Origin of the sequence: Nostoc mirabile CHAB5784, from assembly GCF_020829645.1 — a bacterium.
In the GTDB taxonomy this organism is placed as follows: Bacteria; Cyanobacteriota; Cyanobacteriia; order Cyanobacteriales; family Nostocaceae; genus Nostoc; species Nostoc mirabile.
The window spans coordinates 1-13,688 of record NZ_JAIVFS010000045.1; the positions used below are offsets into that span (position 1 = coordinate 1).

Annotated in this window: 9 protein-coding genes; 1 reads left to right on the forward strand and 8 read right to left on the reverse strand. The window is 42.4% G+C overall.

The annotated features are described in order from the left end of the window. Nucleotides 1-189: 189 nt before the first annotated feature. The gene (locus LC653_RS24915; protein ID WP_229497396.1) at nucleotides 190-807 is read left to right on the forward strand and encodes a group II intron maturase-specific domain-containing protein; all 618 of its coding nucleotides are present in this window, start codon (nucleotides 190-192) and stop codon (nucleotides 805-807) included. 146 nt (nucleotides 808-953) lie between these two features. On the opposite strand, the gene LC653_RS24920 is transcribed toward LC653_RS24915, so the two are convergent. The 8 genes from LC653_RS24920 to LC653_RS24955 form a co-directional block, all read right to left on the reverse strand. Further along, on the reverse strand, nucleotides 954-5,699 hold the full coding sequence (locus LC653_RS24920; RefSeq protein ID WP_229497397.1) for a type I polyketide synthase: 4,746 nt from the start codon (nucleotides 5,697-5,699) through the stop codon (nucleotides 954-956). 132 nt (nucleotides 5,700-5,831) lie between these two features. Next, nucleotides 5,832-6,380: a 3-methyl-L-tyrosine peroxygenase-related protein gene (locus tag LC653_RS24925; protein ID WP_229497398.1), complete on the reverse strand. Its 549-nt coding sequence runs from the start codon at nucleotides 6,378-6,380 to the stop codon at nucleotides 5,832-5,834. Continuing rightward, nucleotides 6,377-6,841 (reverse strand): hypothetical protein, encoded by a 465-nt coding sequence (locus LC653_RS24930; protein WP_229497399.1) that lies wholly within the window; start codon nucleotides 6,839-6,841, stop codon nucleotides 6,377-6,379. The genes LC653_RS24925 and LC653_RS24930 overlap by 4 nt, the downstream gene beginning before the upstream one ends. A gap of 134 nt (nucleotides 6,842-6,975) precedes the next feature. Next, the gene (locus LC653_RS24935; protein ID WP_229497400.1) at nucleotides 6,976-7,200 is read right to left on the reverse strand and encodes an MbtH family protein; all 225 of its coding nucleotides are present in this window, start codon (nucleotides 7,198-7,200) and stop codon (nucleotides 6,976-6,978) included. Between the two features lie 67 nt (nucleotides 7,201-7,267). Continuing rightward, nucleotides 7,268-7,546: a hypothetical protein gene (locus LC653_RS24940; RefSeq protein ID WP_229497401.1), complete on the reverse strand. Its 279-nt coding sequence runs from the start codon at nucleotides 7,544-7,546 to the stop codon at nucleotides 7,268-7,270. Between the two features lie 289 nt (nucleotides 7,547-7,835). Further along, nucleotides 7,836-9,329 (reverse strand): aspartate aminotransferase family protein, encoded by a 1,494-nt coding sequence (locus tag LC653_RS24945; RefSeq protein WP_229497402.1) that lies wholly within the window; start codon nucleotides 9,327-9,329, stop codon nucleotides 7,836-7,838. 189 nt (nucleotides 9,330-9,518) lie between these two features. Further along, nucleotides 9,519-10,406, reverse strand: coding sequence for a class I SAM-dependent DNA methyltransferase (locus LC653_RS24950; RefSeq protein WP_229497403.1), 888 nt, complete (start codon nucleotides 10,404-10,406; stop codon nucleotides 9,519-9,521). A gap of 83 nt (nucleotides 10,407-10,489) precedes the next feature. Next, nucleotides 10,490-13,687, reverse strand: coding sequence for a thioester reductase domain-containing protein (locus tag LC653_RS24955; RefSeq protein WP_229497404.1), 3,198 nt, complete (start codon nucleotides 13,685-13,687; stop codon nucleotides 10,490-10,492). Between the last annotated feature and the right edge of the window lies 1 nt (nucleotide 13,688).

Sequence of the window (13,688 nt, forward strand, 5' to 3'; positions counted from 1 at the left end):
GATTTAATTTTTGGTCAATACATTTGGCTATTTCCATCTGTTTGAGCCATTCCACTATCACCCGAATATCATCAATTCGCTCAGAATGTATTTCCATTGTTTCTCTTTATACTCGCACCTCAATCAAGAGCGCGATCGCTCTTTGCGCCAAGAATTGCCCTATCGCTGTTCTTCACACTACCGATAAAAGTGGAAATAGCGGACTGGCTATCACAAATTGGTCTTAAACTATCAGAAGAAAAGACTGAAATAGTCCACATGACGCAAGGGTTCAACTTTTTAGGATTCAATGTCCGACAATACAAAGATACATTTGCAAAAACTGGCTACAAGCTTTTAATCAAACCTAGCAAAGAAGCAATAAAGGATATCAAATGTAAATTGCGCCAAATCTGGTTTGAATATAAAGGGCTAGATGTTGGTGCAGTGATATTCAAGCTAAATCCAATTATAAGGGGATGGGCTAACTACTACAGAACAGTAGTCTCCTCAGAAATATTCGGGGATTTAGATAACTGGATGTTTCGCAGGGAAAAGAGGTGGATAAAACGCTCACATCCCAGTAAGTCAACAGGATGGGGTAATAGGAAATACTTTGGAAGATTCAACCTAGAAAGAAAGGACAAATGGACGTTTGGTGAAAAAAAATCAGGCGCACATCTCCTCAAATTCTCTTGGTTCGATATCAAAAGGCACTATATGGTTCCTGGCGATACTCTCCAGATAATCCCGAACCAGAAGTTCAGGATTTCTGGAATCAACGCCGAAAAGCAACACCCAAATCAGCCACTAAAGCAGAAATGGTAAGCTAATGGGCATTTAAGCTGCATAATATAAATGCAGAGCCGATCCAGAAAGTGGCAACGGAAGATAAAAAACAAAGGTAATAGTGACTATGTTGCAATTTAAATGCCCATTAGCTTAACTAAATTTGTCAGCAAGCTTTTTGATACTTAATAGGAAAAGTCAGTTTGTTCTACTTGATCTAGTAATGCGGCGATCGCTTCCGGATCATCTAGTGTTGGTATTTGGTTTTCGATGATAATTTTGGCTATACCTGCAACGGTTGGTGATTCAAATAAAAATTGCCGCATGGGCAGTTCTACTTGAAATTCTTCCCGTAGCTGAGAAACCGCCTGAATTGCTAGCAGTGAATGTCCACCCAACTCAAAGAAGTTATCGTGAATGCCGATGGGAGCAATACCCAATAAGTTTTCCATTAATTGAGCAACTCTGGTTTCAATGTAGTCACTAGGGGCAACGTAAGTGGTAGAAATGTTAGAGCGTGCGTGGCTATTAGGATTAGATGTCGTATCTTGAATTACTTCAGGCTGTATGAGACGAGACTGGAGGTCTACAGGAGAAACAGTAACTTGTGCAGACATGGGTTGGGCTAGAATGCGCTCAGTCACTTGCCAAACTTCCTGGGGAGTCATAGCCAAATCTACAAGAGCAGCACCTGTGAGTATGGCAGTTTCATCAAAACGTACTGCATCCCAGTTGATACTAATCCAAGGTATATCACTATTTTGACTGCGTTGCTGTGCTAAAGTATCCATAAACAAGTTTGCCCCGGCGTAAGCAGCAAAGCCAATTCCACCAACAACCGCAGACAGAGAAGATTGCAAGAGGAAAAAGTCTAAGGGTTGATTCTGGAGAACTTTTTCTAATGTTAATAAACCATGTATTTTTGTATGGAATTGTCGGCTACATTCCTGAGTATTAAGGTTACGAATCAAACAACTGGCGCGATCGCCCATAGCCGTAGCATGAATTACCCCATTAATTGTTCCAAATCGGCTTGTAGCTTCGGTAATAGCAGTTTGCACTTGGGTAATATCTGCTAAGTCAACGCTATAAAACAGCAATTCACATCCCGTACTTTGTAAAGCTTGCAACTGTTGAATACAGTGGCTAACGGGATTTTGGCGACCGTGGGAAGCCAGCCAAGTTTCCCATTGGGCAGGTTGTGGCAAATCTGACCGTCCCAAAAGTATTAATTTAGCGTTCACTGTTTGCGCCAGAAACCGGGTATAAATTAATCCCAAACCGTCCACCAAGTCTCCAGCGATCGCATACACGCCACCTGGAATTAAGGGTATTTCGGAAGACTCAGGAGTATGTAAAAGAATCGGCTGGAATTCTTGTATCCAGCGAGTTTTACCCCGAAAAGCAATGAAATTATAGTTACCCCTCCCCAGCCCTCCCCAAAGCATCGGGAGGGTGTTTGATAGGGCGGGTGGGGTGTTATTTATCGTTAATTCCGCCACCAGTTGCTCAAAATTGTTGATAGGAAGTGATAAATCAATATTTTGGCAAATTAGATTCGGGTATTCTTGGGGAATTACTTTGCAAAGACCGAGAATTGTCGCGTCTGCGGGATTGAGGGTTTCAGTTAAGAGAACATTCTGTACCTGCTGAGTCAGTACATAGATTCTCAGAGGCTGGGATGATGAAGATAATGCCTGAGTCAGCCAGAGTAAACTGTAAAAACCGAGGATTTGTCTTTGCTCAAAGCTATCATTTGCTACCGAATCGGTGAGAGTCCATAAATGTGCGATCGCATTAGGTAAAGTTTCGGCTGTTTGTAATTGCTGCCATAGTGTTTCATAATCTTTTTGGTTATCAGGCGCAATGGTGTAAGCGTCGCCATCCTGAGTAAATTCTGCTCCTGGTGTCACGATAATTACTTGCTGTCCAGCTTTCTGGAGATGCTGCACCAGTTGTTCACCAATACTATCAGGATGACAAAAGACCAAATATCGTTGTTTTGTTGGTATCTGAGAAGGACGTAGAAGAGGCAATCGCTTCCAAGAGGGCAAATAAAACCAATTTGACATATCCCCTTGCTTCTGGGGCTTTTGGGGCGGAATGGGAGCAACTTCTGGCGATGGATGTCGGTCTATCCAGTAGCGCTGACGCTCAAAGGGATAGCTTGGCAAGGGCAGTTTTTGCCGTTGTTGTTGGACATAAAATCCTGACCAGTTGACGACTACGCCCGAAAGCCAAAGCTGTCCCAAGGTTTGGCAAATCAAGGCAACATCAGATTTGGGATCTTGGGGATGTCGCCCAGATGCGAAAGTAGGCGGTGCATCGGGAAATTGTCGAATAATGGTACTCAAGGTTTGATTAAAACCAACTTCCAGAAAAACCTGATGGGATGTTTGTTGCAGTTGCCTAATTCCGTCGGTAAACTGTACTGGCTGACGCAGATGGGTTGCCCAATAGTTGGGATCACAAGCTTGTGCCGCAGTCATCCAAGTACCTGTGAGGTTAGAAATCAAAGGAATTTGCGGTGGATGGAGTTGAATCTTGTGTAAGATTTCCGTAAAAGGAGCGATCGCTTTTTCCATCAGGGGTGAGTGAAACGCATGATTTGTGTGCAATCGCCGATAGGCAATATTTTGACTTGTTAGACGTTGTTCTAAAAGTGCGATCGCTATTTCTTCTCCTGATACCACACATAATCTAGGTGCATTGTCAACAGCAATTACCAAATCATCTGTTAGCAACGGTTGCAGTTTCTCTGCGGCGAGGGAAACAGAAAGCATCAATCCTGGGGGACACTGTTGCATCAGTTGTCCACGTTGCACAACTAGCATTAAGGCATCAGCTAAGGTGAATACACCAGCTAATGTGGCGGCGACATATTCACCAATACTATGACCAATCATCGCCCGTGGCTGGATTCCCCATGACATCCAGAGTTTGGCTAGGGCATATTCAACTACAAATAAAGCGGGTTGGGCGTAGGCGGTTTGGGATAAATTTGGGGAGTGGGTAGAGACGCGATTAATCGCGTCTGTACGGAGTGGGGAAGGATAGAGAAGATTTCGCAAATCTAAGCCTAAGTGTGGTAGGAGTAATTCACAACAGCGATCGATTTCTTCCCGAAAAATTGCCTCGGTTGTGTATAACTCCTGTCCCATATTCACATATTGGCTTCCTTGTCCTGGGAACAGAAAAGCTACGGTAGTTTGAGCCGCACCGGGTGATTGACTTAAAAGTTGCAAAGAATCAGATGTAGTTAATATTTCTACCGCTGACGACACAGTTTGACAAACCAAACAGCGACGATGTTCAAAGGCGCGTCGTCCTGTTTGCAATGTATATGCCACATCAGCAATATCTGTATCGGGAAATTGTTGCAAATAGGTAGCGAGATTTGCTGTTGTTACCTCTAAGGCTGATGGGGTTTTTGCACTCAGAGTGAGAAGGTGCAGAGGACGTTCAATTCCATCTTTATTTGGAATTTTGTAGACACCCTCCGGGTGGCTTCCCGTAGGGTATTTTGAATTTTGAATTTCTGTTGGTGCTTGCTCTAAAATTGCGTGGGCATTGGTGCCACCCATGCCAAAAGAACTAACTCCCGCCCTTCTCGGTACGCCATTATTTACCCAGGATGTCAACTTGGTATTGACAAAAAATGGACTATTGGCGAAGTCAATTTGGGGATTAGGGCTGGTAAAATTCAGACTGGGGGGAATTTGCTCGTGCTTGAGAGCCAATGCGACTTTGATTAATCCTGTCACACCCGCCGCTGCATCTAGATGACCAATATTTGTTTTTACTGAGCCAATGGCACAGAATTGTTTTTTGTTGGTATGTTGGGAAAATACCTTCATCAAGGCGGCAATTTCAATGGGATCGCCTAAAGCTGTTCCTGTACCGTGGGTTTCAATATATTGGATTGTCTCTGGTTCAACTTTGGCTTTAGAGATTGCAGTGGCGATCGCCTTTGCTTGTCCTGCTACACTAGGTGCAGTCAAACCCACTTTTTGGGAACCATCATTATTAATCGCAGTGCCTTTGATGATGGCATAAATATGATCGCGATCGCTAATTGCATCTCGTAAACGTTTGAGGACGACAATTCCCAGCCCATTACCAAAAACTGTTCCCTTGGCGTTGACATCAAAGGCGCGGCAATACCCATCTGGTGAAAGTACGCCATCGTCTTTGTAAAGATAACCCGTTTTTTCCCCAGAACCAAGGGATACACCACCCGCCAAAGCCATATCGCATTCCCGATGCAGCAAACTTTGACAGGCCAAATGGACACTTACTAAAGATGTGGAACAACCCGTTTGCACTCCACAACTAGGCCCAGTGAGATTTAATTTGTAAGATACACGGGTAGGCATTAAACCCATAACATTACTAATAACAACCTGCACCGGATCGATGGTATTGTAGTTGGGATTGCTGTATAAGTTGACAAGATAACTATTTAATGCAGCACCTGCATAAACTGCGATCGCACCTGGATATTGCTCTGAATCGTAGCCTGCATTTTCTAATGCTTCCCAAGCACATTCTAAAAACAGACGGTGCTGGGGATCGAGAATTTCGGCTTCTCTAGGTGAATATCCAAAAAACGTTGCATCAAACTCATCAATTCCGGGAAAGCTAGCGTATGCACGAACATAATTAGGATTTTGTAACTCCTCTGGCTTGACTTTGGCTGTCAGTAATTCGTCATTTGTAAGTAACTCGATGGACTGGATACCATTTTTGAGATTGTACCAAAATTCATCTACACTACGAGCGCCGGGAAAGCGTCCAGCCATGCCAATAATGGCGATTTGCTCTTGTTTTTCGAGTTCAACTGCTTCTAATTTAGTACGAGCATCTTTGAGAGCAGCCAAAATGCGTTGAGATGAAGTTGAGTTATTAATGTTATCTAAGGGAGAATTCATAAGAATTTTATATTTTGGATTTTAGATGAATAGACTTAATTTTTTATCTCACGCTCCAGACGCTCCAGGCACAGAGAAGAGAGCTAGAAAGTTGGATTTAGTTTAAACCGCTTTTAATATTTACTATCTTCCTCATCTCTCAGAATGGGGATGCAAGAATTGATAGCGACTGCGGGTAAATGCATCTAGGGTATCCACGGCGCAGCTACGTTCAAATCGTAAGCTACCAGCTTCTTCGCCACCAAACTTTTGACAAACTGCGCGGTGGGAATGAGCAAGATATAGATAGGCATCGACAAACTTTTGATGTTGTGGTTGTAGTTCTATTGGTAGGTTATAAAAGTGAGGGCGTAACTGTTTCCAAACTTTGATTAAAACTGCGTGTTCCCAGGACATTAAACCGCTAAAATCATGAGATTTTACTTCAGGTGGCATCATGGAAGGACGAATTTCGGCTGCGTAAAGTTCGGGGTTGATGCTACCTGCTAACTGCATCGCTGCACCGGATGCCAGCATTAATTTTGTGGCAGTTTGTAACTCTAATAGCGCTTGCTGGATATTTCCTTTTATCAGTTGTACTTCAAAGCGACGTAAACAAATTATCAAACCTTGAATATTGATAAAAAATGACCAGTGAAATCCTTTCCAGATTTCCTGTGGTTGGATTTTACTACTGTTCATGGCTGCAAAGTTAGGTGAAAAACTCGTCCGAAAAGATAAGCATTAGCTCTAAATCCTTCTCGCTGGAAATTGAGTTGATTGATATCTAGAGAATCCTTCATACTCAAGCGCAAAAAGGCTTGACAAGCAACCATTAACCCATGCACTAGGCAAATTTCTGGTTCGGTAGTTTGCACATGACGAACACGAAAATAGTTATCAAAATCTTCAATTTCCCAGTACTTCAGCGTTGTATTTGTAGATGTCACCTCTGCGGGAAACGTATCGTAAATTTCTAATTCTGCTCCGGCATTTTCTAGTATCACAATGCCTTGCTCAACATCAGATTCAGCTAATGCTGTCAGTAGTTCCGTGAGTGCTTTCGTCAACTTGATTTGATTGGATTGACTCAACTCACGCTCAAGTGGCAATTCCCACGGAACTAGGAGTTCTAATTGTTGTAAAGGTGCATCGTGATACATGGGCAATACCAATTCGTAATTCGTAATGACGCTCGATAGCGAAGCGTTAGCGACGTAGGAGCGTCTGACTCGCTAACGCTGCGCTAACGTAATTCGTAATTCAGAAACTAAGGTGTTTGTAGCTTTCTTTTAAATTATGTTTGTTGTGCGGCTTGTTCCATCTTTTTGCGAAGGCTTAAAGGACGCATATCAGTCCACACTTGTTTGATGTATTCTAGGCATTCCTGTTTTAAGCCACTTTTGCCAACTCCCCGCCAACCATAGGGAATTTCTCGATATTCGGGCCAAATTGAATATTGTTCTTCTTCGCTGATTACAACTTGATAAATTGTGGTGTCTTCTTGTTCGTTTTGACTCATGATTTTCTCCTGGTAAACAATTCAAAATCTTCGGCACCTCCCCTTTACAAGGGGAGGTTGGGAGGGGTTAAGCAGTTTCGTATACAGGAAGTTCAAATTTTAAGGTTTGATGGCAAAAGTCTTGCCATTCGGGTGTAATGTCATCAAAAATGATGTTTTCGTCTTGAAAAATTCCATCTGTGACGATGTAATTTTCTTGGAGGTAAAGAATGTCTTCGTCGGTGAGTTCTCGATTATCGACTACCTCCTTTTGAGGGCGGATATTTTCTGTTTTTTCTCGCCATTGGGGATATTGGCGAAATTGTTTGACTAGGTATGCTTTGCAGTATTTTCCAATTGTTGCCATAGTTCTATTTTTGATGAAGTAATGTTTGAACGAACCACAGAGGCGCAGAGAACACAGAGAATAAAGAGAGAGTTTTTAGAAGTTGTATTATGTCCGTTAAATTGCCTATAATTCTCGCGTTACCCCACCCTAACCCTCCCCTTTCCAAGGGGAGGGAACTAGATTTCCTATTTCCCCCCTTTACAAGGGGGGATTAAGGGGGGTAATTCGACTTGTGTGTACACGGTTTTGCCAAGGGGAGGGTGCCCGATAGGGCGGGTGGGGTAGTTTTATTTAGGCGGACATGATATTAATCAATCATGAATCCTCCTGTTTTGAGTTCGTGAATGCTTTCAATCCATGCTTGTTTGATGGTATGAATATCTGTATCTGTGTGTGCTGTGGAGAGAAATCCGCCTTTATCTCCTTGGCGGAGATGGATACCTTTTGCTAATAGGTGATAGGAGAGTAAATTCATAGCTGTTGGAGGAATTGCGCTTTGGGAAGCTGCGATCGCAAAGAAGGAACCAAAGGAGGTAAACTTAATTACTATTCCCTTGTTTTTCATTTCTGTGTTTAAATCGCTCACAAGTTTGCTGGTACGTTGATTCAGTTGTTCATGCAATGCGGCTCCTTGAGTTTTGAGATGCTGTAACGTGGCGCGGGCTGCGGCTAGGGCTAGGGGATGTTTACAAAATGTACCTGCAAAAAAGGTGGTTGGTATTTGAGGTGAGGAGTCATCGCCAAAGCGCCATTGTCCGCCGTCGATGTAGTCCATATAACTTGCTTTACCAGCAATTACCGCAAGGGGTAAGCCACCACCAACAATTTTGCTGTAGGTGGCGATGTCTGCTTGCACGCCAAACCAGGCTTGTGCGCCTCCTGGATGAATGCGGAAGCCTGTTACCATTTCGTCAAAAATTAGGACTATGCCGAGTTGCTGGGTAATTTGGCGCAGTTGGTGCAGAAATTCACGAGGCTGGAGTTCTGGATGACGGCTTTGCACTGGTTCCACTAAAACGGCGGCGAGTTCATGGCGATGTTTGCGGATGATGTCTAGCGATCGCTCGTTATCATACTCTAAAATCAATACATCACAAGCGGCACTAGCAGGAATTCCTGTAGCGGCTGGTACGGCTTTGGGATTGAGATTTGCTGCTAAACTCGCTTGAATTGGTTGTGCTAATTTTCCCAAAAAACTACCAGATTCAGCTTTGCGATCAATTGCGCGACGGATGCCTTTTTTGACATATTCTGTTCTAGTAGCCCTTACCAGTACAGCATCAAAGTGTCCGTGGTAGGAATTGGTGAAAATGGCAATTTTTTGGCGTTTTGTCGCTGCACGGGCGATTCTGACGGCAGTCATTACCGCTTCAGTGCCTGTGTTACTAAAAGTAACCCGTTCCATGCCCGTTAAATCGCTGATTAGTTGTGCTACCTCACCCGCTAAGGCATTTTGCACCCCGATATGCATTCCTCGTTGTAATTGTTCTGCGATCGCAGTTTGCACAAATAATGGATTATGACCACATAAATTTATTCCCAATCCCATGAGAATATCTATATATTCATTGCCATCAATATCCCATAGTCGAGAACCATCAGAACGTTCCACGGCGATGGGATAGCATAGTTCTTTAATTTCTGGGGCAAAATTAAACCCAATGGAAGTTTTATCGGCCAGCACTGGACGATATTGCTGTGCTAAATTTTTGGAAGTTTGGGTGCGCTGAGTGTATGTTTGGATGAATGTTTGCAAATACTCTTGCTGCAAATTTTTTGGTTCTTTTTGGATAGCAGTCATGGGATTTTGGATTTTAAATTTTTAAAATTAAATATGTGGCAATACGGTTTAGTTAAGACTAGAATTATTTTTTTTAACGAACCGCAGAGGCGCAGAGAAGCCAGTGCGTTGGGCGGGTTTCCCGACTTGAAGCAACTGGCGCGACACAGAGAGAAGAGAGAGAAGGAGAAATGCTTAACTCAACTGTATTTAAATATGTGCAGGTTTGCGACAAAGGAAATAAGCTGAATGCTTGTTGTCTATTGTTGTGCTACCTTCAAGGGTACAAATATCAATATCGACAAAACCAACTTCTTGGAGTGCAACTTTGATTTCTTCTGGATAATATCCCCGCACGGGATAACGAACATCCATGCGTTTCCAGTGTTTTTCTTGAGCTTGAAAGGCTGATAGAAGTTTCAAACGCCAGCGATATAAAAATCGTAAATTTAAAATTCGAGATAACCCAGTCCAAATTGTCCGTAGTAGTGATGATGAAGGTTTGGAAGTAGCTTGAAACATGGTAACTTGAAAATAGCCTGTGCTATCACTTGAATTATAATTTGGTGTCAACGTCCAAGCATACTTGTTAGCAATTTCTCCTTCAGCGATTTCACCGTTCCACCAGCGTTGCATTTGCTCATGATGGTTAATATCAAATATAAACCAGCCGCCATCTTTAAGAGCAGCATACACCTTTTGAAAAACTTGCTGGAGTTCCTGAATTGTCATTATATGATTGAGAGAAGCGCTTGTAGAAAAGACGGCATCAAAAATAGGCGGTAATTCAAAATAACGAGCATCTGCTAGCAAAAAGTTTGCATCTGGAGAATTTTGACGAGCATAATTTAACATTTGTTCTGAACCATCAACACCCGTTACTTGATAGCCCCGTTCAATTAAACTCTGTACCAAATGCCCCGTACCACAACATAAATCTAGAAGTTGCGCGTTCTGGGAAAGCCGAGGTAAGAGCATTTTTTCTAAGGGTTGCAGTTGATTTTGAGAATACTGTGGCCCCATTGTTTCGTTATACAGCCATGCCCAGGCATCGTATTCGGTATAGCGCTCGTTTGAATAAATAGTTTCGGGTGACATATTAAGTGAAATAAATTAGATTTTGGGTGTTGTTGATTAATGAAAAATCTCACGCAAAGGCGCAAAGGTATAAGAAGTATTTATTAATTTTTAACTTCAACGATTGCAGGTGCTTCCATCCAACCAGCTTTTATCAGATAATCAAGGTAAATCTGAATTAAATTTCCATCAATCATCGGAGGTAATATCACTCCATTTAATGCTTTTTGGGTATTGCGATCGCTAAATTTTAATCTTACTTTATTCGTGTCAACATTATTAGTTTGATTGCGAGGAAATAACGACACCAGAGGATATAAAATATGTTCTGGTGAATGGTTGGCAATTTCTAGTAGTTGATTGTACCATTGCTCATAAGGTACTTTCTTAATTGAGTAGCCCATCTTTTGTAATTGCTCAAAGATAATATCTGAGGAAACAGGTTGAGACTGAACTAAGTGGAAAATTTGACCAAAAGATGCTATTGATGATAATTCAACTATCGCATGACTAACATAATCTACAGGTAAAATTTCTAAAGGCATAGTTCCATCTGGCATACTGCCCATCTGCACATAACCTAAAAGTGATTTATAAAGAAAATCGTTTTGATTAAATACTCCTGTTTTACTATGTCCTGAAATTGCACCTAAACGGTAAATATTGATAGGAATCCCGCGCTTACTGGCCTCAATTACCAGTTTCTCAGCCACCCATTTACTCTGAGCATAGCCACCAACGGGTATGAGATAATCATCTAAACTATCTTGTTCTTCTACTCGGAGCTTTTTCGTATTGCTATTGGCGGCAAAAACACTGATTGTAGAGATGAAATGTACAGGTTTTAATTTTGTGCAACTCGCCAGTCGTAAAACTTCTTGAGTTCCTAAAACATTTGCTTCTTTGAGGCGAGTATAAGGTTCTGTATGATTCACCCGCGCCCCATTGTGATAAATCACATCTATTTGACTAGCTAAATCTTGAAACTGGAATGACGAAAGTCCTAATTTAGGTTGAGCAAGATTCCCAAGTACAGGAACAATGCGCGTTGCTAAGGATGCATCCCAAAGTTTATAAAACTGCAATGCTGTATTAATTCTTTCCTGTGCAGCTTCAGTTGTTTCTGCTTGCACTAAACAATAAATTGATGCTGAAGTTCTGCATAATAATTCATGGAGAAGAAACGCTCCCACAAACCCCGTAGCACCGGTTAATAGAACATGATTTTTTGGAGTGTCGGAACCCCTCCCTAACCCTCCCCTTGTAAAGGCGAGGGAATCGGAATCTGTTTCTCCTGTTGCAAAGTCGGAACCCCTCCCTAACCTTCCTCTTGTAAAGGGGAGGGAATCGGAATCTGTTTCCCCCAATGCATCGGGGGGATTAAGGGGGGTGGGAAGAACAATGGTAGAATCGAGAATGGCCTCCTGTTGCCAATTGACTTCTAATCCTCGTCTAGAATTTTGCAGAAACTCGATAATTTCTGCCTTGTACGCCTGCAATTGCTCTCTGAGTGCATCTGTCAGCACACCTTTAGGAGCATTACAGCGCAGTTTCGGGGTGTCGTTGACATCATCAAGCCAAACGCGAATATCTAGACGCTGTAATTCTGAGAGGAATTTCTGGATTGGGGATATAAAACTTTCATAGATAGGTTGTGAGGGTACTTCAGATTGGCTCAAAATACTCCCTAAGGTAGATGTATTTGTTGAACGAGGTGTTAATAAAATCTCTTCACAACCAAAGAGGCGTTTACTAACAATTTCTTGACTGCAACAATACTCCACCAATTGGTTAGACTCGACAATCGGCTTTGACTCTGGGGTGTAGAGAATGGAAGTAATAAACGTTAGCCAGGGTTCCTGACCCATAGCATAAACATACACTTGTTGGGGATGGAATTGATTAACTAGCGCGATCGCTCTTTGAGCATTTGAGCCATCTAATCGCCTAGTTTTAGCAATTTTCCGAGGAACTTGCTGAGTTAATAATGCTCCGTATGCCCAGTTATAAGCTGCGCCATCACACTCCATACCAATGAACAGCACATCAATATCACCAAAAATTTGATGCAGATGTGTATATAGTTGAGGGTCAATATTGTTAGAATCGGCGGCACACAAAATTGAGCGTCCCTTAAGATTCACCAGGTAAGCTGTTTTCGCACCAATATTTAAGTCTCCGTGTTCTCCTAAAAATGGCAAACCGGCAATATAACCATCGGCGATGTTAATGATTTCTAGTTCATCAATTTCTTGGACATTCTCAAACCCAATTTGTTGCAGCATCAACTTTAAAGAGGGGTCGATGAGTGTTCCCTTATTGCTTTTTGGTACAACCACGGTTTTAATTTTGTGGCGTAACTGCAAAAGGGTTTCCAGCATTACATGGTCTTGATGATTGTGGGTAATCAAAACGTAGTCAATCACCTGGGGAAGTTCTGCAAAAGTGTAGCGCTTAATCCCCGATGCATCAGGATAGCTAATTAGAGGGTCACATAAAATACTTACAGATTGGGTTTCAATTAAAACACAGGCGTGACCAAAGTAGCGAATTCTCACTCCATCCCCATCGTAATCAGGTTCCTGGGTGGGAGGTGTAGTAGTGAAGAATTGAGAAAATAGTGCATCTTGTTGTTCGCTAATTTCCAGAATGTCTCGAATTTCGTTGTAGGGAAGCGGGTTGTGACGCAAGCTGAATAGTTGGTCTAGGCGGCGATCGCAAAAGGGAATTTGCAGGTGTAAACTATCTTCAGCAGGTAAGCGGGGTGTACTGAGGACAAAGCTACGAGTATCTCCGTCACCCAAGTATAAATTAACTGATTGATTTGCAGGATTATAGTAATAACTACGGTATAATAACTTTTCAATGAAGCGAATCGAGGGGTGATTGTTAGCGTCCTGCACAAGTTCCACATATCCCCGCAACGGTGCAGGAATTAGTTCATACAAAGGTTCTAGGGAAGCACCAACGGTATTTTCTGCTAACAACTTATCCAAGTCTGGAATTGCCTGGGCTAGCGCCAGCATTTGAGCTTGTTGCTTTTGGGTTTTTTCCAGTAATCGCCGGATTTCTTCTACCCGACTAGCATCGTAGTTGATGAAGGGGCTGCCAATCATTGCCGGATTTTTCAAAGCATCCCGATGTACTTGGGGTGCTGCAATGAAGGATTGCATAATTGGCAGATGGGAATTAGCGATATACATCGCCGCCGTTGCTGGAGAAATTAAATGTGACCAAGCATACCACTGATTAACTAGTGGCTCGACGATGACATTAGGTTTGAGATACATCGGTTGGTTCATA

Bases quoted from the DNA above. Each gene is read 5' to 3' on its own strand.
- LC653_RS24940 (WP_229497401.1), bottom strand. From the start codon at position 7,546: ATGGCAACAATTGGAAAATACTGCAAAGCATACCTAGTCAAACAATTT.
- LC653_RS24930 (WP_229497399.1), bottom strand. From the start codon at position 6,841: ATGTATCACGATGCACCTTTACAACAATTAGAACTCCTAGTTCCGTGG.
- LC653_RS24920 (WP_229497397.1), bottom strand. From the start codon at position 5,699: ATGAATTCTCCCTTAGATAACATTAATAACTCAACTTCATCTCAACGC.
- LC653_RS24925 (WP_229497398.1), bottom strand. From the start codon at position 6,380: ATGAACAGTAGTAAAATCCAACCACAGGAAATCTGGAAAGGATTTCAC.
- LC653_RS24935 (WP_229497400.1), bottom strand. From the start codon at position 7,200: ATGAGTCAAAACGAACAAGAAGACACCACAATTTATCAAGTTGTAATC.
- LC653_RS24955 (WP_229497404.1), bottom strand. From the start codon at position 13,687: ATGAACCAACCGATGTATCTCAAACCTAATGTCATCGTCGAGCCACTA.
- LC653_RS24950 (WP_229497403.1), bottom strand. From the start codon at position 10,406: ATGTCACCCGAAACTATTTATTCAAACGAGCGCTATACCGAATACGAT.
- LC653_RS24945 (WP_229497402.1), bottom strand. From the start codon at position 9,329: ATGACTGCTATCCAAAAAGAACCAAAAAATTTGCAGCAAGAGTATTTG.